Source organism: Skermania sp. ID1734 (genome assembly GCF_007489285.1).
Taxonomy (GTDB): Bacteria; Actinomycetota; Actinomycetes; order Mycobacteriales; family Mycobacteriaceae; genus ID1734.
The window spans coordinates 56,177-74,596 of the sequence record NZ_VLIY01000008.1 but is presented as its reverse complement, the minus strand read 5'-3'; the positions used below and the strand labels follow the sequence as shown (position 1 = coordinate 74,596).

At 64.9% G+C, this 18,420-nt stretch carries 16 protein-coding genes; 4 read left to right on the top strand and 12 right to left on the bottom strand.

The window, feature by feature from the left end:
• Positions 1-17: 17 nt before the first annotated feature.
• The 3 genes from FOS14_RS11685 to FOS14_RS11675 all read right to left on the bottom strand — a co-directional run bounded on the left by FOS14_RS11685 (position 18) and on the right by FOS14_RS11675 (position 4,131).
• Positions 18-905, bottom strand: a complete 888-nt coding sequence (locus FOS14_RS11685; RefSeq protein WP_143770695.1) for a 3-hydroxybutyryl-CoA dehydrogenase — start codon at positions 903-905, stop codon at positions 18-20.
• Between the two features lie 50 nt (positions 906-955).
• The gene (aceA, locus tag FOS14_RS11680) at positions 956-2,245 is read right to left on the bottom strand and encodes an isocitrate lyase (RefSeq protein WP_143770693.1); all 1,290 of its coding nucleotides are present in this window, start codon (positions 2,243-2,245) and stop codon (positions 956-958) included.
• Between the two features lie 344 nt (positions 2,246-2,589).
• Positions 2,590-4,131: an ATP-dependent DNA ligase gene (locus tag FOS14_RS11675; protein ID WP_370512214.1), complete on the bottom strand. Its 1,542-nt coding sequence runs from the start codon at positions 4,129-4,131 to the stop codon at positions 2,590-2,592.
• On the opposite strand from FOS14_RS11675, the gene FOS14_RS11670 reads away from it, so the two are divergent.
• Positions 4,130-4,651, top strand: a complete 522-nt coding sequence (locus FOS14_RS11670; RefSeq protein ID WP_143770690.1) for a DUF488 family protein — start codon at positions 4,130-4,132, stop codon at positions 4,649-4,651. The two genes, FOS14_RS11675 and FOS14_RS11670, sit on opposite strands and share 2 nt — an antisense overlap.
• Here the strand turns inward: FOS14_RS11670 and FOS14_RS11665 are convergent.
• On the bottom strand, positions 4,566-5,099 hold the full coding sequence (locus FOS14_RS11665) for a hypothetical protein (RefSeq protein ID WP_370512213.1): 534 nt from the start codon (positions 5,097-5,099) through the stop codon (positions 4,566-4,568). The two genes, FOS14_RS11670 and FOS14_RS11665, sit on opposite strands and share 86 nt — an antisense overlap.
• Complete coding sequence (locus FOS14_RS11660; RefSeq protein WP_143770956.1) at positions 5,083-6,357, bottom strand: molybdopterin-dependent oxidoreductase; 1,275 nt, start codon at positions 6,355-6,357, stop codon at positions 5,083-5,085. The genes FOS14_RS11665 and FOS14_RS11660 overlap by 17 nt, the downstream gene beginning before the upstream one ends.
• A gap of 181 nt (positions 6,358-6,538) precedes the next feature.
• On the opposite strand from FOS14_RS11660, the gene ramB reads away from it, so the two are divergent.
• Entirely contained in the window at positions 6,539-7,954 is a 1,416-nt protein-coding gene (gene ramB, locus FOS14_RS11655; protein WP_143770688.1) for an acetate metabolism transcriptional regulator RamB, read from the top strand.
• Here the strand turns inward: ramB and FOS14_RS11650 are convergent, their stop codons facing one another.
• Positions 7,955-9,172: a lipase family protein gene (locus FOS14_RS11650; protein WP_255450255.1), complete on the bottom strand. Its 1,218-nt coding sequence runs from the start codon at positions 9,170-9,172 to the stop codon at positions 7,955-7,957.
• A 186-nt stretch (positions 9,173-9,358) separates the two neighbouring features.
• Positions 9,359-11,188, bottom strand: a complete 1,830-nt coding sequence (locus tag FOS14_RS11645; RefSeq protein WP_143770686.1) for an acyl-CoA dehydrogenase — start codon at positions 11,186-11,188, stop codon at positions 9,359-9,361.
• Positions 11,189-11,251: 63 nt separating this feature from the next.
• Here FOS14_RS11645 and FOS14_RS11640 point away from each other — a divergent pair, with 63 nt between their 5' ends.
• Positions 11,252-11,791 (top strand): carboxymuconolactone decarboxylase family protein, encoded by a 540-nt coding sequence (locus tag FOS14_RS11640; RefSeq protein ID WP_370512212.1) that lies wholly within the window; start codon positions 11,252-11,254, stop codon positions 11,789-11,791.
• Positions 11,792-11,853: 62 nt separating this feature from the next.
• On the opposite strand, the gene lpdA is transcribed toward FOS14_RS11640, so the two are convergent.
• The 3 genes from lpdA to FOS14_RS11625 are packed head-to-tail and all read right to left on the bottom strand — an operon-like array spanning position 11,854 to position 14,734.
• Positions 11,854-13,254 (bottom strand): dihydrolipoyl dehydrogenase, encoded by a 1,401-nt coding sequence (lpdA, locus tag FOS14_RS11635; protein WP_143770682.1) that lies wholly within the window; start codon positions 13,252-13,254, stop codon positions 11,854-11,856.
• A 57-nt stretch (positions 13,255-13,311) separates the two neighbouring features.
• Positions 13,312-14,295 (bottom strand): dipeptidase, encoded by a 984-nt coding sequence (locus FOS14_RS11630; RefSeq protein WP_143770680.1) that lies wholly within the window; start codon positions 14,293-14,295, stop codon positions 13,312-13,314.
• Positions 14,288-14,734 carry a cupin domain-containing protein gene (locus FOS14_RS11625; RefSeq protein ID WP_143770678.1) on the bottom strand — a complete coding sequence of 149 codons (447 nt, stop codon included), beginning with the start codon at positions 14,732-14,734 and terminating at the stop codon, positions 14,288-14,290. The genes FOS14_RS11630 and FOS14_RS11625 overlap by 8 nt, the downstream gene beginning before the upstream one ends.
• A 49-nt stretch (positions 14,735-14,783) precedes the next feature.
• On the opposite strand from FOS14_RS11625, the gene FOS14_RS11620 reads away from it, so the two are divergent.
• A complete protein-coding gene (locus FOS14_RS11620) occupies positions 14,784-16,856 on the top strand; it encodes a prolyl oligopeptidase family protein (protein WP_143770676.1) in 2,073 nt (690 codons plus the stop codon).
• A 24-nt stretch (positions 16,857-16,880) separates the two neighbouring features.
• Here the strand turns inward: FOS14_RS11620 and FOS14_RS11615 are convergent, their stop codons facing one another.
• Positions 16,881-17,744: an alpha/beta fold hydrolase gene (locus FOS14_RS11615; RefSeq protein ID WP_143770668.1), complete on the bottom strand. Its 864-nt coding sequence runs from the start codon at positions 17,742-17,744 to the stop codon at positions 16,881-16,883.
• A 17-nt stretch (positions 17,745-17,761) separates the two neighbouring features.
• On the bottom strand, positions 17,762-18,391 hold the full coding sequence (locus tag FOS14_RS11610) for a TetR/AcrR family transcriptional regulator (protein WP_143770666.1): 630 nt from the start codon (positions 18,389-18,391) through the stop codon (positions 17,762-17,764).
• Positions 18,392-18,420 lie beyond the last annotated feature (29 nt).

The following is an 18,420-nucleotide window of genomic DNA, read 5'->3' as shown; positions in this document are numbered from 1 at the left end:
ATTTGCAATGCATCGAGCTACTTGCCGCGCCGACCGTTATCGCCGTACTGGTAGAAACCGGCGCCGGCCTTCTTACCGACCAGGCCCGCTTCCACCATCCGCAGTAGCAGCGGCGGAGCGGAGTACAACGGCTCCTTGAACTCCTCGTACATGGAGTCGGCGATCGACTTGACCGTGTCCAGGCCGACCAGATCGGTCAGCGCCAACGGGCCCATCGGGTGTGCCAGGCCGAGAACGATCGCCTTGTCGACGTCTTCCTTCGTGGCAAAACCCGATTCGACCATCCGGATCGCGGACAGTAGGTAGGGCACCAGCAGCGCGTTGACCACGAAACCCGAGCGGTCCGCCGAACGAACCACCTGTTTGCCCAACACGTCGCTGGCAAAGGCTTCGGCCCGCTCGGAGACTTCCTGACTGGTCTTGAGCGTGGTCACCAGCTCGACCAACGGCAGCACCGGAACCGGATTGAAGAAGTGCATGCCGATCACCCGTTCGGGTGCCTTGGTGGCGATGCCCAGCTTCATGATCGGAATCGAGGAGGTATTCGATGCGAGTACCGCCTTGGGGTCGGTGACCACCTCGTCCAACTCGCGGAAGATGTCGGTCTTGACCTTCTCGTCCTCGACCACGGCTTCCACAACCAGCTGGCGATCGGCGAAGTCACCCATATCCGAGGTGAAGCGCAGCCGCCACGCGGCCTGCTCGCGCTCGCGCTCGGTGATCTTACCGCTGCTCACGCCCTTGTCCAGCGACCGCAGGATGCGTGCGCGTCCTGCGGCCGCCAGCTCACGGGTCTGCTCGAATACCAGCACGTCGACGTGCGCCCGCGCGCACACCTCCGCGACGCCAGCGCCCATCTGCCCGGCGCCGACCACGCCGACGCGTTGAATCTTCTCGCTGGTCACGATCAGCTCCCTCTAGGTTCGTTCTACCGATTGCCGGGGATGCCGACAGATCAGTGGAACTGGCCCTCTTCGGTGGAGCCCTTCAGCGCGGCGGTCGAGGTGTTCGGGTCGACCGTCGTGGCGATGCTGTCGAAGTAGCCGGCGCCGACCTCACGCTGGTGCTTGGTGGCGGTGTAGCCACGAGCCTCGGCCGCGAACTCGCGCTCCTGCAGGTCGACGTAGGCGGTCATGCCCTCGCGGGCGTAGCCGTAGGCCAGGTCGAACGCGGAGTAGTTCAGCGAGTGGAAGCCGGCCAGGGTGATGAACTGGAACTTGAAGCCCATCGAGGACAGCTCACGCTGGAACTTCGCGATGGTGCTGTCGTCCAGGTGCGCCTTCCAGTTGAACGACGGCGAGCAGTTGTAGGCCAGCAGCTGGTCCGGGAACTCGCTCTTGACGCCCTCGGCGAACTTGCGCGCGAGCTCGAGGTCCGGCTTGCCGGTCTCCATCCAGATCAGGTCGGCGTACGGGGCGTAGGCCTTGGCGCGGGCGATGCAGGGCTCGAGGCCGTTCTGCACGTGGTAGAAGCCCTCGGCGGTGCGCTCGCCGCTAATGAACGGACGGTCACGCTCGTCGACATCGGAGGTGATCAGGGTGGCTGCCTCGGCGTCGGTGCGGGCGATGACGACGGTCGGAACGTCGGCGACGTCAGCCGCGAGGCGAGCCGAGGTCAGGGTGCGGATGTGCTGCTGGGTCGGGATCAGCACCTTGCCACCGAGGTGGCCGCACTTCTTCTCCGAGGCCAGCTGGTCCTCCCAGTGGGTACCGGCGGCACCCGCGGCGATCATGGCCTTCTGCAGTTCGTAGACGTTGAGGGCACCACCGAAGCCGGCCTCACCGTCGGCCACGATCGGCACCAGCCAGTTCGGCACCGAGGTGTCGCCCTCGACCTTGGAGATTTCGTCGGCGCGCAGCAGCGCGTTGTTGATGCGGCGCACGACGTTCGGCACGGAGTTGGCCGGGTAGAGGCTCTGGTCCGGGTAGGTGTGGCCGGAGAGGTTCGCGTCACCGGCGACCTGCCAACCCGACAGGTAGATGGCGCGCAGGCCGGCGCGGACGTACTGCACAGCCTGGTTTCCGGTCAGGGCGCCCAAGGAGTGGATGTAGTCGTCTTCCTGGTTCACTCCTTCCCACAGGATTTCCGCACCGCGACGGGCAAGGGTGTGCTCCTCGACGACGTTGCCCTGCAGGGCGACGACCTGGTCGGCGGTGTAGTTGCGGGTAATGCCCTTCCAGCGCGGATTGGTGTCCCAGTCCTTCTGGATCTCAGCAGCGGTCTTCGGAGTGCCGGTGGTCGACATCTAGAGCTCAACTCACTTTCGGTATCGCGCCCCGCAGCGGCAAAATCTTCGCAGCCTTGCGAGACGTTTCCTATGTACATATCGAGCATGGCACACCCAAAAAAGGGCATCTACCTGTTGCTAATGCCAATCTTCGCTAGCTTTTCAACGGGGCCTGCAAACTTTGCAAATTTTGGCTGTAGGGTTTAGGACCCAAAACCCGCGCTGGCCTCGGGTTTTAACAGAACGCGCGTACTGCTTGCGACGCGCTGGTGGCTTGCACACTGTGGCGAGATTCACATCGAGTTCATGGATCGGTAGACGCTGTTCGAGTGACGGTGTACCCAAGCAGGATCTCGTCGGCCCTACCGCAATAGCGCCCGCAAGGCGTCGATCGTGTCCGCCTCCGCTGCGGTCTTGTCCGGTCGGTACCGCAGCACCCGAGCAAAACGCAACGCCACCCCGCCGGGGTAGCGCGAGCTGACCTGCACCCCATCGAGTTCTATCTCGACCACCAACTCCGGCTTCAGGTAGACGGTGTGCTGATCGCGGCTGTGTTCATGGCGCGGAAATTCCTCGGTCTGCCATCGCAGCAACGCATCGGTAAGCCCCTTGAAGGTCTTGCCCACCATGATCGGTTCGCCGCCGTCGGGATCGCGCGCCCCCAGATGCAGGTTGGAGAGGTAGCCGGTGCGCCTGCCATAGCCCCATTCCGCGCCCAGCACGATGAGGTCGAACGTGTGCTCCGGCTTCACCTTCTGCCACGCGCTGCCGCGCCGGCCGGCCGCATACACCGAGTCGAGGGCCTTGACCATCACGCCCTCGTGCCCATCGGCGAGTGCGCTGTCGAAGTACGCCGCGGCTTGATCCGCTGTCGGCCGCAGGGTCGACGGGATTCGGTATTGCGCGGCGACACTTTCGAGCGCCTCCAACCGGCGCGACAGCGGTTCGTCCACCAAATCGACGCCGTCGAGGTGCAGGCAATCGAAGAAATACGGCCGCAGCATCAGCTCGCGTTCGGATTGCGCGCCGAACCGGCTCATCGTCTCCTGGAACGGACGGGGGCGCCCAGAATCGTTGAGAGCCAGGGTTTCTCCATCGAATACTGCTTTCCAGCACGGGAGGCCGGCCACCAGCTCCACGAGTTCCGGCACCGCAGTGGTGATTTCGCGCAGACTCCGAGTGAAGACTCGAATATCGCCGCCGTCGCGATGCACCTGAATTCGTGCGCCGTCGAGCTTGTACTCGACGCTGACCTCCGTGCCGAGTTGCGCGAGCGCGCCCGCCAACGATTCGCCCGGCGAGGCGAGCATCGGCCGCACCGGCCGGCCCACCTGCAGCCGGACCGCGGCGAGCCCGGCCGCACCCTCCGTGAGCGCGATCGCGGCGGTCAGCGGAAGCCGGCCGGACAGCATGAATGCGCGGCGAATATCGTCCGGAGCCAGCGCGGTAGCGACCGCCACCGCGTCGGTCATCACGCCTTCCAATGCACCCTGACGCAGGTCACCGGTGAGCAGTCGGAACAAAAACTCTTGCTCGTCAGCGGTGGCGGCGGCAAACAGCGAACCGAGTAACTCACGACGCCGACCCGCCGACCCAGCACCGCCGGTCGCTGCCAGCTCGGTCAGCAGATCGTCGACGACACCAACGGTGAGGGTCGGCGCGGATGCCGGGTCAGCCCGTGCCGACGCGAGTGTTCGCCACCCGGTGCCGATCCGGCCCTGGCGCAACTCGCCCGACAACCAGGCGACCGTCGGCTCGATCTCGGCCGGCTCCAGCCCCCTGAGCAGCTGGGCCAGGACCTCGATCTTCGCCCGCCGCGACCGGGTTGCGCCGACCTGGCCGGACGCGCTGACAACGTTTGCCAAGAGCACCCCTCGACGGTAGCGCTCGTACGCTGGCGTCATGTTGATGACCGGCGGGCACGGCCAGCTCGATCGCGACGAACTCACGGAATTGTTCCGCAACGCCGCCGTCGAGTCGGTCGTCGACATTCGGCGGTATCCGGGCAGCCGCGCGCACCCGGACGTGGCCCGAGACGCGTTGGCGCAGTGGCTGCCCGCCGCCGGGGTCGACTACCGCTGGGAGGAACGGCTCGGCGGCCGGCGACGCATACCCAAGGACGCGCCGTGCGAAGACACGTGGTGGCAGGTGGAGCAGTTCGCTGCCTACGCGGCATACACCCGGACGGCGCCGTTCGAGGCGGCCCTGCCGATCGTGCTCGACGAGGCGGCGCGGCGGAACACGTTGGTGATGTGCAGCGAAAGCGTGTGGTGGCGTTGTCATCGGAGGCTGGTCGCCGATGTGGCGGCGTTGGGTTTTGACACCGTCGCCATGCACCTCATGCACGACGGTCGGCTGGTTCCGCACGAAGTTGCCGCGGGCGCTCGACTACGCGAGAACGGGTTGGTCGTCTGGGACGGGTAGCGGCGTAGACAAGCGCGCTGAGGACGAACATCGCCGCGCTGATCAGTAGCCAGCGACCCAGAAACGGCTCCTGCGTCTGACCGGTCGCCGCGAGGTAGGTGTCGCCGCCCTGTCGGATGATGCCTGGCAGGTAGACGAGGAGCAGCAAGCCGGAACCAAGCGTCGGCACGCGCAGGTAATTCAGCGCCCGCGTTGGGGCCACCGCTGCGAGTACCCGGTCCGCCAGGGCGTACAGCGGGAACAAGACCAGATCGTGGGCAATGATGGCGGCCGCGAACCACACGGCGATCGACTGCCACCACTTCTGCGAATTCCACAGCGTGACAGGTTGAATGGTCGCGACGACGTAACCGAACACCGCGAAACACGCCAGCAGGACCAACAGATGCAGCACGTGTGCTCCATAGAACCGACGGAACCGCGCGAGCACGTCAACTCTGAAACTCAATGGACTCAACCCATTTCGTGTTGTGCACACCGGGCAGGGCGGGCACGATGATGCGCGCCGGATAGCCGTGGTCCAGCGAGAGATCCGCGCCGTTCACGCGCAGCGCCAGCAGTGAATCATCGTCGGCCACCTGATCTTCCAGTAGCGATGCCTGGTTGAACGCACCGCCGCGTTGCAGCGATCGAACGCTCGCGGACGTCGGCGTCAAAACCCCGGCGTGCGCGGCCAGATCGCGCAGTCGCACACCCGTCCACGTTTCGGTGGTGGACCAGCCTTCCACGCACGCGATCGGCAGCACCGCGGTGTGCTGCGGCATGGCGAGCAGGCTCGCGCGGTCCATCGTGACCGGTGACGGCCCACCCCGGACTGTGAGCCGCCACGATTCACCGGTCGCCACCTGATCGATACCGGCCGCCGCGGCCGTTTTGTTCACCTGAAAACCGTTGGGGCCGTGTCCGGGTGAGCGTCCACGCGGCAGCAGTAGCGCGACCGGGCGGGTCCAGCCGCCGATCGTTTGCCCCGCGGTCAGCACGGCGACGAGCACTGTGCCGCCGCCGACCAGCGCGAGCGCCCCGCGCCGGCTCATGGTGGGTTCGGCAGGATTCGAAGCGACCAGCCCGTCGGGATCGGAGGGCTCGGGCTTGGTCTCGGCCCGGGACGTGTGCAGCACTGCGCGCAGCGACAGCCCCCGTAAGCCGGAAACCATCCGCGGCAACTTGATCACCACATGCGCCACGAAACCAGCGATGAACACCCAGGCGCCGAAGTAGTGTGCGGTGTAGAAGCTGAAGCCGAATATGTAGTCGTACTGGATATTCAGGACTCCGGTGACCATCTCGAACAGCACCCCACCGACCAGCAGCAGCAACGACGCTCGCTCGATGACCTGCGCGATCGACCGCGACGGCGGCCAGGCGAACAGCCGCGGAATCACCGACCACAGCTTGGCCAGGACCGTCGGGATCAGCACCATGCCAAGCCCGACGTGCACCCCTTGCGTCAGGCGGTACAACCACGCGGGGTTCGTCGGCCAGTCGAAACTGGGCAGTTTGAGCCAGCCGACGTCACCCGGAATCGCTTGCCCGAGTTGCGGGCCGTACGCGATGTAGGACAGCAAACCGGTGATGATCACCAGCGGCAGCGACACCAGCAGCACCGCACCGAAGATCGACGTGAGCCATGGCCCGCGCAGCGGGCTGCGCCATCGCTGCAACCGCTGCACCCCCGGCGGCGGATGTTGTTCCAGCCGGTCCCACATTGCGCGTGGAAACCCAGCGGGCGGGCGCTCGTCGTGATTCACCGCGGGCCCCTCTCACGGACGTGACCGTCTACATCATGGGCCCGTGCAGGCCGCGCCGTACAGCGGATGGCACGAGGTGGCATGTGAAGTTGCGAAGGCCGACCTTTGCAGGTTTGCGAAACGCTCGTACGCTGGATTTATGGCCAAGACCTTCGTCGGTGCCCGGCTGCGGCAATTGCGTGTCGAACGCGGGATGAGCCAGGTCGCGCTCGCCCAATCGCTGGAGATTTCGGCAAGTTACCTCAACCAGATCGAGCACGACGTGCGCCCGCTGACGGTGCCAGTGCTGCTGCGCATCAGCGAGGAGTTCGGCGTAGACGCCACCTTCTTCTCTTCGCAGGACGACACCCGGCTCATCGCCGAATTGCAAGAAGTAGCGCTCGATCAGGAAATGGGCATCGACGCCGATGCACAGGAGATCGCGGAGATGGTTTCCGCCCACCCGAGCCTCGCGCGCGCCATGGTGAACATGCACCGGCGCTACCGCAATACCTCCGCCCAACTCGCGGCGGCGACCGAAGACCGCTTCACCACGGACGGCAGTGGCACCGGCTCGATCAGCAAGCCGCACGAAGAGGTGCGCGACTATTTTTATCAGCGCCAGAACTACATTCACGACCTCGACGCCGCCGCCGAGGAGTTGACGGCACGGATGCGTTTCCATCGCGGCGATCTTGGCGGCGAAATTCGACGGCGTCTGACGACGCTGCACGAGGTGCAGATCGTGGAGCGGATCGACCTCGGCGAGAACGTCTTGCACCGTTTCGATCCCGAAACTCGAATACTCGAGATCTCTCCGCACCTGTCCGACGGGCAGCGAGTGTTCAAGTTCGCGGCCGAGCTCGCCTATCTGGAATACGGTGAGTTGATCGACAAGCTGGTGGCGGAAGGGAATTTCACGTCCGAAGCGTCGCGGAAGCTGGGATTGCTGGGTCTGGCCAACTACTTCGCCGCTGCTGTTGTCTTGCCGTACACGCAGTTCCACGAGGTGGCCGAGGACTTCCGGTACGACATCGAGCGGCTTTCCGCGTTCTACTCCCAAAGCTACGAGACGATCTGCCACCGCCTGTCCACCCTGCAGCGGCCGAAGCTGCGTGGCGTGCCATTCTCGTTTGTGCGGGTCGATCGTGCCGGCAACATGTCGAAACGCCAGTCGGCCACCGGCTTTCACTTTTCATCGAGCGGCGGCACCTGCCCGCTGTGGAACGTCTACGAGACGTTCGCTTACCCCGGGAAGATCATGACCCAGATCGCGCAGATGCCCGACGGGCGAAAGTACCTGTGGATTGCGCGGACGGTCGAGCGGCGCGCCAAGCGGTATGGCCAGCCCGGCAAGACGTTTGCCATCGGACTCGGTTGCGAGCTGCGCCATGCCGGCCGGACCGTCTACGCCGACGGACTGGACCTCGACAACGACGCCGCCGTGACCCCTATCGGGGCTGGGTGCCGAGTGTGCGAACGGGCGAATTGCCCCCAGCGCGCGTTCCCGCCGCTGGGCAAGGACCTCGACATCAGCGAGCACCGCAGTTCGGTGTCGCCGTACGTCTTACAGTGACTAGCAGCTTGACGGCGCGGGCACCCCGTTGAATCGGTCCAGCATCCACTGGTCCGCTTGCGCGACCGCCGGTAGCACCGGAAGTCCGTGCCCGAGCACGGTTCCCGGCAACAGCGGCGGCAGGTCGATCTGCGAGTACTGCACCGTCGCGCCCTTGCCGCACCAATCGGCAACGAGTTGGCGCACTTGACCGTTGGGCACCAGGTCGTCGTTGACGTTCGACACCACGAGGACCGGTGCCGTGGGCTTGACGTTGCCGATGAACTGTTCCGCGATGACCTGCTGGGCGGCCGGTTCCTGCGCGATGATCTGCGACAGCGACTGTCCGGTCTTCGTCCAGGCATTGGTCCGCGTGAAGGCGTACTGCATGGTTTCCAGGTCGCACTGGGTGGCGGTGGCCGTCAGCATCTGCCGGCCGCGGTCGTTGATGTATTTGTCGATGATCGGCCGCATCTGCGGGTACCACCCGGCAAAGCCGTTGAGCGCGTAGCCGATTGCTCCGACGAACAGCGACCCGTCGGCCATGTTCAGCGTCGCCGCCAAATTTGCTGGCGGCGCACCGGTGTAGGTGCCCTTCAGATTGAGATCCGGTGCGTAGGTCGGCTGCAGTTCCGCCGCCGCCGCCGTCGCCGCACCGCCCTCGGAATAGCCCCACAGGCCTACGGGCGAATTTGGCTGCAGCCCAGTGTTCGGCAGGCGCAGCGCGGCCCGGGCGGCGTCGAGAACGGCCTGACCGTTCGCCCGCCGATTCACGTACGGATGCGGGCCTGGCGTGCCGAGTCCCGCATAGTCGGTGAACACCACCGCGACACCCTGGGCGAGCAGTAGGTCTACGAACGGCAATTCGTAGTCCGCCATCAGGTCGAACGGCGGGTGGTATTCGAGCAGCGTATTGAACATCATCGACGGCGCGCATTGGCGGCCGAAGCCTTGGGTCCCGGCGGCAATCGACACCAACGGTCGGGGTCCGGGCCCGTGCCAGGGCATGCCGGGCGCGAAGTAGGTACCGCTGATCGCGGTGGGTGCGCCGTGTGTGTCCTCGCTGCGGTACAGGATCCGGGTGGCTGTTGCGGGGGCGAGCCCGAACGAGGGTTGCGTACGAATGATGTCACCGGGGTTGCCGGGCGGCAGCGGAACCGGGGGGTTGTAGAAGTCGCCCCACGGCCCTGGCGGCGCAGGTTGCCCGGCAACCGGAGCCGGCTGGGCCGCATCAGACACAGGCCCGGGGGGTTCGGGTTGAATCACCCCGGACCACGGCGCGGGTGCCGCGGCCGCCTGCCCGACCATTCCGAAGCCCAACAAACAGGCCGAGATCAGTACAACCCAGAGTCGACGCCCACGAGTCTCCACAAGATCAGTATCTACTTCGATACCGCTTCGATACCTAAGTTTTGCGAAAACATGTTAAAACGCAGCTTCGTCCAGCTCCATGATGTCGTTGTCGACCGCGGCGAGAATCGCGCGCGTCGCGCTCAGTTGCGGCAGCACGTTCTTGGCGAAGAAGGAGCCGACGGCGATCTTGCCCTCGTAGAACCGCCGGTCCTTGTCGGAGATTTCTTCGTCTTCCAATGCGGTGCATGCGATTTCGGCCTGAACAAGCAGGCGCCACGCGATCAGCATATCGCCCATGGCCATGAGGAAACGCACCGAGGCAAGCCCGATCTTGTAGAGCTCCGACGGTGTCTGCCGGGCGGCCAGCAGATGCCCGGTCAGGTCCGCGACCATCGCCTGCACGTCATCCAATGCCGTGGCGAGAAAGTCGCGCTCGGGCTTGAGCGATCCGCCCGCGTCCAGGAACTTCTTGATCTCGCCGGCAACGTGACCGAGCGCCACCCCACGGTCGCGCGCGATCTTGCGGAAGAAGAAGTCCTGCGCCTGAATCGCCGTGGTGCCCTCGTACAGCGAATCGATCTTGGCGTCGCGAATGTACTGCTCGATCGGATAGTCCTGCAGGAAGCCGGAACCGCCGAGCGTCTGCAACGACTCGGTGAGGTACTGGTAGGCCCGCTCGGAGCCGACGCCCTTGACGATGGGCAGCAGCAGATCGTTGATCCGCTCGGCCATTTCCGCGTCGACACTCGAAACATGTTGGGCAGCAGTGGCATCCTGGTGCGCGGCCGTGTAAAGGTACACCGCACGCAGACCTTCGGCGTAGGCCTTCTGCATCGCGAGGCTACGACGCACGTCCGGGTGATGGGTGATCGTGACGCGCGGAGCGGCCTTGTCCGTCATGTGCGTGAGGTCGGCACCCTGGACGCGCTCCTTGGCGTAAGCCAGCGCGTTGAGGTAGCCGGTGGACAAGGTTCCGGTGGACTTGACCCCGACCGTCATGCGCGCGTTCTCGATGACCTTGAACATCTGCGCGATGCCGTCATGCACGTCGCCGACGAGCCAACCGACCGCCGGGACGTCGGTGCCGCCGAACGTGAGTTCACAGGTGGGCGACGACTTGATGCCCATCTTGTGTTCGAGCCCGGTGACGTAGACCCCGTTGCGCCCCTTGAGCTCCAACGTCTCGGGATCGAACAGGTACTTCGGCACATAGAACAGGCTGAGCCCCTTCGTGCCGGGACCCGCGCCTTCCGGCCGCGCCAGCACCAGATGGAAGAGGTTCTCCGCGGTGTCGCCGACGTCTCCACCAGAGATGAATCGCTTGACGCCCTCGATGTGCCAGGTGCCGTCGGGCTGCTCGATCGCCTTGGTCCGCCCCGCGCCCACGTCCGACCCGGCGTCCGGCTCGGTGAGCACCATGGTCGCCGCCCAGCCGCGCTCGAAACCTTCGCGGGCCCAGCGCTGTTGGGTTGGGTTGCCGACACCGAACAGCACGTTCGCCATGAGCGGACCCATGTTGAAGAAACTGGCCGACGGGTTGGCGCAGAACAACATTTCCTGCACGGCCCAGGTCAGTGCCGCCGGCGCCGGCACGCCGTCCATCTCTGCTGGCATGCCGATACGGGACCAGCCACCTTCGTGCAGCGCGTGCACCGACTTGCGGAACCCTTCCGGGATTTTCAGTGTGTCGTTCTCCCGATCCCACTCGACCGGGTGTCGATCACCCTCGACGAAAGACTCCGCAAGCGGCCCCTCGGCCAACCGCGCGACCTCAGCGAGAATGTTGCGCGCGGTGTCGGTGTCCAGGTCGCCGTACGCGCCGCTGTCGAGCAGGCTGTCCAGCCCCAGCACCTCGAACAGGTTGAACTCGATGTCACGAACGTTTGCTTTGTAGTGGCTCACACCGAGCATCCTTCCTCGTCGCGACAAGTCTCGCATGTGGATTGCGGACGGTAGCCTCAGGTGGTGACTGTGCAAACCCCACGCATCGCCCCCGGTCGATTCAAAGAGCTCGGGCCCATCAACTGGGCACTGTGGCAAGTACTTTCACGCGGCGCCGGGGTACCGGACGCGCACTTGTTCAGCACGCTGGGCCGCACGGGCGGGTTGTTTCGCGGCTGGCTGCACTACTCCGGCCGGCTCATGCCCGGCGGCAAACTGTCCCGGCACGACTGCGAACTGGTCATCCTGCGGGTCGCCCAGTTGCGCGACTGCGAATACGAAATGGACCACCACATCCGCCTGGGCAAACGGGCGGGCGTGACGCCGGAGATCCTCGAGCGGGTCCGGCAGGGTCCGTCTGCCGACGGCTGGAACCACAAACACCGTGCGCTACTTACTGCCGTCGATGCCCAGGTCACCAGCAAGGACATCGACGACCCCACGTGGGCGGCGCTGGCCCAGCACTACGACGAGCACCGCCTGATCGAGATCGTGCTGCTGATCAGCCAGTACGACGGCCTGGCCACCACGATCAAAACGCTGCGCATCCAGCGCGACCGGTAAGCCCCCTGTGCGTGTTTTTCCACCGCGGGCGGTGGAAAAACACGCACGGGTGGGGGGGTTGGTCAGAAGTTGATCATGTGCCCGGCAAGTCCGTGGATGGCTTCCTGCAGCGCCTCGGACAGCGTCGGGTGGGTGTGCACGTTGCGGGCGAGCTCGTTGACCGTCAGGTCCCACTTCTGCGCCAGCGTCAGCTCGGGCAGCAGCTCGGAAACATCGGGCCCGATCAGGTGGCCGCCGAGCAGTTCGCCGTATTTCTTGTCCGCGACCAGCTTGACGAAACCGGTCGGGTCGCCGAGCCCGTGGGCCTTGCCGTTGGCGGTGAACGGGAAGGTCGCGACCTTGACGTCGTACCCCTCGTCGCGTGCCTGCTCCTCGGTGAGGCCGAAGCTGGCCACCTGCGGCTGGCAGAAGGTGGCGCGCGGCATCATCCGGTAGTCCTCGATCGGCAGCGTCTCCGCGCCGGCGATCGTCTCGGCGGCCACCACTCCCTGTGCCTCCGCGACGTGAGCGAGTTGCAGCTTGCCGGTGACGTCGCCGATGGCGAAGATGTGGTCGACATTCGTGCGCATGACGTCGTCGATGACGATGGCGCCGCGCTCGATCTCCACACCGGTGTTCTCGAGGCCGTAGCCCTCGACCCGCGGCGCGAAGCCGACCGCCTGCAACACCTTGTCGACCGTGACGGTCTCGGTCTCGCCGCTTTTGTTGTCCTTGATCTCGACGGTGACCTTGTCGCCGTGGTCCTCGATCGACTGGACCGCCGCCCCGGTAGTGATCGGGATGCCCAGCTTCTTGTAGGCCTTGGTGATTTCCTTGGAGACGTCAGCATCCTCGTTCGGCAGCGCGCGGTCGAGGAATTCCACGATGCGCACGTCGACGCCGTAGTTTCGCATCACATAAGCGAACTCCATGCCGATGGCGCCCGCACCGACGATGAGGATGGACCCGGGCAGGTCGCGGGTCATGATCTGCTCTTCGTAGGTGACAACGTTGTCGCTCAGCGACGTGTTCGGCAGCAACTTGGTGGTGGTGCCGGTGGCGATGATGACGTTGTCGAAGGTGACGGTTTCGGTGCCGCCCTTGCTGAGCTCCACCTCGATGGTGTTGGCGTCTTTGAACGAGCCCTTACCGTCGAACTCGGTGATCTTGTTCTTCTTCATCAAGAAATGGACGCCTTTTACGCGACCGTCCGCAACCTTGCGGCTGCGGTCGAAGGCGACGCCGTAGTCGAAGCTGGCCTCGCCGGAGATGCCGAACAGCTTCGCGTCCTTGGTGAAAATATGCGCGAGTTCGGCATTGCGCAGCAGCGCCTTCGACGGGATACACCCGACGTTGAGGCACACCCCGCCCCAATACTTCTGCTCGATGATGGCGGTGCTTAGACCCAGCTGAGCTGCCCGGATCGCGGCGACATACCCACCAGGACCGGCACCGAGGACAACGACGTCGAAGTGTGAAGTCACGCCGATGAGCCTAGCGCCCCGACCCGGTCGCCGCTCAGGGTGGATTGCTCCGGTTCGTTACCGCCAAACTTGTCTCGCGACGCGGGCAAAATTGCCCCCGCACACCGCGTCGATGTCCGCCGGTGACCAGCCACGCTCGGCCAGCACCGAATCCAACGTCACTGTGTCCTCGGGCGGCACCCACTGCAGCGGCCCGTATGCGGTATACGCATCGGAAAACGCCTGCGGATTGGTCTGTAACTCGAGGTTGAAATCGACGTGGTCGAAGGAATAGTCCGAGCCGATCCCGACGTGCTCGATCCCGACCAACTCGACGCCGTACTCGAGGTGATCCGCCATCGCACGCAGTCGCTCACCGCGTTGCTCGGGCGCGTTCGCGCCGAGGAAGATGCCCACGCCGTTGACACCGATCACACCGCCGGTCTCGGCGCATGCGCGGGCCTGGTCGTCAGTGATATTCCGCGGGTGCTTCCAGAGCGCGGCGAAATTGCTGTGGCTGTAGATCATTGGCTGCGCGGTGGCGTCGGCAAGGTCGAGGCCGGTGCGGATGGAGCAGTGCGACCCGTCGACGAGCATTCCTATCCGGTTCATTTCCTGCACCAGCGCCTTGCCATACGCGGTGAGCCCGGTATCGATGGTGTCGAGGCACCCGCACCCAGCGGAGTTGGCGCGGTTGTAGGTCGGCAGCATGGATCGCACGCCCAGGTCGTAGAAATGGGCGGCGTTGTCGAGTTCGCCTTCGATCGGTGCGGAATCCTCGAGGTCGAAGGCAAGCGCAAAAGCGCCGTCGCGCGCGGCTTCCTCGATGTCGGCGACCGTTCGCACCAGCCGAAAGCGCCCGTCTGCTATGGCCTTTCGACGAAAGTCCGCGGCAATCTCAGTTGCCGCCGTTTTGTTCTGCGGCGAGTAGCCGACGTTCACCGAGAGGTACACCGGCCGCGTGGTTCGGTAGCGCGCGAGTTCGGTGATGTCTGCGGTGGGCTGCAGAGGCAGACAGCAGTGCTGTTCCCACAACAGTTTCGCCGGCACCGCCTCAGTCATCGCCGCGCGCCAGCGTGAAGTCGTCGAAGTCGAAGCCGGGCACTACGACGCAACTGACCAGGCACGGGTGCGCACCGTCGTTCACCGCGCGCTGCCAATGCCCGGGCGGGATGAGAATCTGTGGCTGTTCGCCCGCAGCGACGTCGGCGCCCAACCGCACGTGCGACGGCTCCCCGGGGTGTGGCGCGTCCCCGCCGATTCCCAGCCGCAATGGTCCGCCTCGATGGTGGAACCACAATTCGGCGCCCCGCACGGAGTGCCAGGCAGACTCCTCACCCGGCAGTAGCAGAAAAAGTATCGCGGTACCGGCCGACCGCACGCCCGGATAGCCAACCGGTTCGATGTCAATATCGCTGCGCCATGTCTCACGGAACCACCCGCCCTCGGGATGAGGTCGCAGGTCCAGCGAATCGGCCCACGCGGGCAACTGAGCGTTCATCGCATTTGAAATTACTGCGCGGTTGCTCTGGTCCGCCAGAATATCTGCCATGACCGAGTCTGCGACGCCCGACGATCCCTACCTGTGGCTGGAGGAGGTCGCCGCCGACACGGCGCTCGACTGGGTCCGGCAGCGCAACGATCGCACCATCGCGGAGTTCACCGAGAACGACAGATTCGCCGCGCTGCGGGACCGCATCCGACGCATGCTCGACACCGATGACCGCATTGCCTACCCGGGACGGCGCGGGGAGTACCTCTACAACTTCTGGCGCGACGCTGACCATCCACGCGGACTGTGGCGGCGCACCACCATGGAGCAGTATCGGCGCGACGATATCGAATGGGAGGTCCTCATCGACCTCGACGCGCTCGCGGCCGCCGAAGACGAAAACTGGGTGTGGGCCGGACCGTCTGTGCTGAGACCAGACCAGCATCTGGCGTTGATCAGCCTGTCGCGCGGCGGTGCCGACGCCAGTGTGGTGCGCGAATTCGACCTTCGTACCAAGACGTTTCGGGCACCGGAAGCCCCCGAGTACGGTTTCTCGCTGCCGGAGGCAAAGTCCTCGATCGGCTGGATCGATGCGGATACCGTCTACGTGGGAACAGATTTCGGCCCCGGCTCGCTCACCGACTCCGGGTACCCGCGAATTGTGAAGCGGTGGCGACGCGGCACAGAACTGACCGACGCCGAAACGGTTTTCGAGGGCGAGCCTTCCGACATTTCCGTGTCCGCAGGCTACGACCGCACCCCCGGTTACGAGCGCCACTTTGTCAGCCGCGGAACCGACTTCTTCAATCATGAGTTCTACTTGTTAGATCCGGACACCAACGGGCTGACCAAGATTGACACGCCGACCGATGCGGATGCGTCGATTCAGAAGAACTGGCTGCTGGTAAACCCGAAGTCGCCGTGGCAGATTGACGACAAGACCTACAGCGCGGGATCGCTGCTCGCCATCGACGTCGACTCATTCCTGGCCGGTGATCGGGACTTCGAGGTGCTGTTCACCCCCGATGCACACACCAGCCTAGGTCAGTACGCGTGGACCGAAAACCACCTGCTGCTCGGCACTTTGGCCGATGTGCAGACGAAATTGTATGTGCTCACACCCAGTCCCGAAGGCTGGTCGAAGACGTCGCTCGCCGACGTGCCGCCGATGTCGAGCACGGGTATCTACGACGTCGATCCGCTCGACAACGGCGACGAGTACATGCTGACCTCGAGCGGTTTCACTGTCCCGCCGACGCTGCTGTACGGCACGGTCGGCGACGGCACCGAAACGCTGAAGCAATCGCCGGCGTTCTTCGATGCCACCGACGTCATCACCGAGCAATTCTTCGCCGAATCCGCCGATGGCACAATGATTCCCTACTTCGTGGTCCGCAAGAAGGGCGCGACCGGCCCCACATTGCTTTCCGGCTATGGCGGCTTCGAGGTTTCGCGCACGCCCGGCTACAACGCCATCAATGGCATGGCCTGGCTCGAGCAGGGCCGGGTCTCGGTGACTGCGAACATTCGCGGCGGCGGGGAGTACGGCCCGGACTGGCACACGGTCGCCCGGCGCGCGGGCCGACACCATTCGTTCGAGGACTTCGCCGCCGTGGCAATGGATTTGGTAGCGCGCGAGATCACCACCCCGGCGCAGTTGGGCGCGATCGGCGGCAGCAACGGTGGCCTGCTGATCGGCGTGATGCTTACCCGCTACCCCGAGTTGTTCGGCGCCCTGGTGTGCCAGGTGCCGTTGCTCGACATGCGCCGCTATCACAAACTGCTCGCTGGAGCGTCGTGGATGGCCGAATACGGCGATCCGGACAAGCCCGAAGACTGGGCCTTTATCAGCGAGTACTCGCCATACCAGAACACCCGGGCTGAGGTCGACTATCCGCCCATACTTTTGACGACTTCAACGCGGGACGACCGGGTGCATCCCGGCCACGCCCGCAAGATGGCCGCGCTGCTCGAAGAACTGGACAAGACAGTCTGGTACTACGAGAACATCGAAGGCGGGCACGGCGGCGCCGCGGACAACGCGCAGGTGGCGTTTCAGAATGCGCTGATTTTCGAGTTCCTCGATCGGCATTTGGCCGCAGAGCCGGCGCCCGGCCACGCCCGTGCGTGAAATTTCACCGCCCGCGGTGAAATTTCACGCACGGTCACGCAACCACTTCTCGATCCGGTCGACAGTCGAGCGCGGATTTCGGATCCAGCCGTTGTGGCCGAGGGGCTCCGGTTGCAGCCACTCGGTGAGCGGTGCGTTCGGCAACTTCTCCACCAGATGCTTAGCTGAACTGGGCGGAGCCACCTCGTCGTCTTCGATGGAAATGGACAGCACCGGCAGTTTCAGCCTGGAGATTCGCTCTTCATAATCGATGTCGGCGTCACTCGGGTCGAAGCGGCCGGTGCGGGCCAGCCGCGACCAATCCGCGATCAGCACCTTGGATTGCCGACCGAACCCGCCGATGCCGATTCGATCTCCCGGCCAGAAGCCCGCCACGTTGGCCGTCAACGACATTGCCGCCGATCCCACCAGAATGCCCGGCGACTTGGCGCCGCTGAAGCTGCGGTAATACGGCGTACCCGAGGCGACCAGTATCAGGCCACCGAGCCGGCCCCGCGCCCGCGCGGCGTACAGCACCCCGAGTTGCCCACCCATGCTGTGTCCGAGCAGAAATGGCGTGCTGTCCGGAAATCGTTCCCGCACAACTTCGAAGATTGCCGGTATGTCCACCGAGGCCAGTTCCTGATACCCGTACCGGGAGTCGCCGCTCGGGCGCGGCCGACTGTCGCCTTGCCCGCGTAGTTCACCGATGGCCGCATCGAAACCGCGACTGGCCAGTTCCTTCGCGAAGGGGTCGTAGTACCCGCCTGGAATCCCGAGCCCAGGCAGCACGACGACGACAATCCGAGTTGTGTCGAGCGAATCTGTGCGACGACGAGCGCCTTCACTGGGAAACAGCCGCACCGGCAGAATGCTGCCATCGGGGATTTGGATCGGAACGGTCTCCACGTTCGCGACCTTACGCATTAACTGCTGATAGCGCCGACCAACGTGCGCACCAGAACCCTGATCACGTCATCGAGATCCGGGCGCGGCGAGGCGATCGTCCAGTCGTAGACCACGTAGCTCACGGCGCCGAGAATCGCGCTGACGCGCATCGCGTAATCGCCGGCCGGAATTTCGCCGTGGCCGGCCATCTCTTCGGCGAACCGCTGCAGCATCGTCGCCCACGACTGGCGTTGCGCCAACCGGTACTGCTCCATCCGCGGGCTCGCGCCGACAGCTTCGACGAGCGCCACCCGAGCACGACGGGGATCGCGGCCGACCGATTCCACGTACGCGCGGACTCCCGCCTCGATCTTCGGGCCGATGCGCGGCGCCGACTGCGCGTCCATTGCCGCCAAAACTGCGTCGCGCGAAGAGTTTTCGATCCGGTCGCACAACTCGATGAGCAGCGCCTCACGACCGGTGAATTCCTCGTAGAACTGGCGCGACGACAACCCGGCGTCTTTACAGATAGCGCCGACGGAACTGCTTGCATAGCCGTCCCGGGCAAAAACGTTCAGGCCGGACTCCAGAAAGCGTTCGCGGCGCTCTCGCTGTCGGTCCTCGATTAATTGCCCGCCGTAGGTCCGGGAACTCACCACCTGCGTCATTGGCGTAGATGGTACCCAAAGTCGCATTA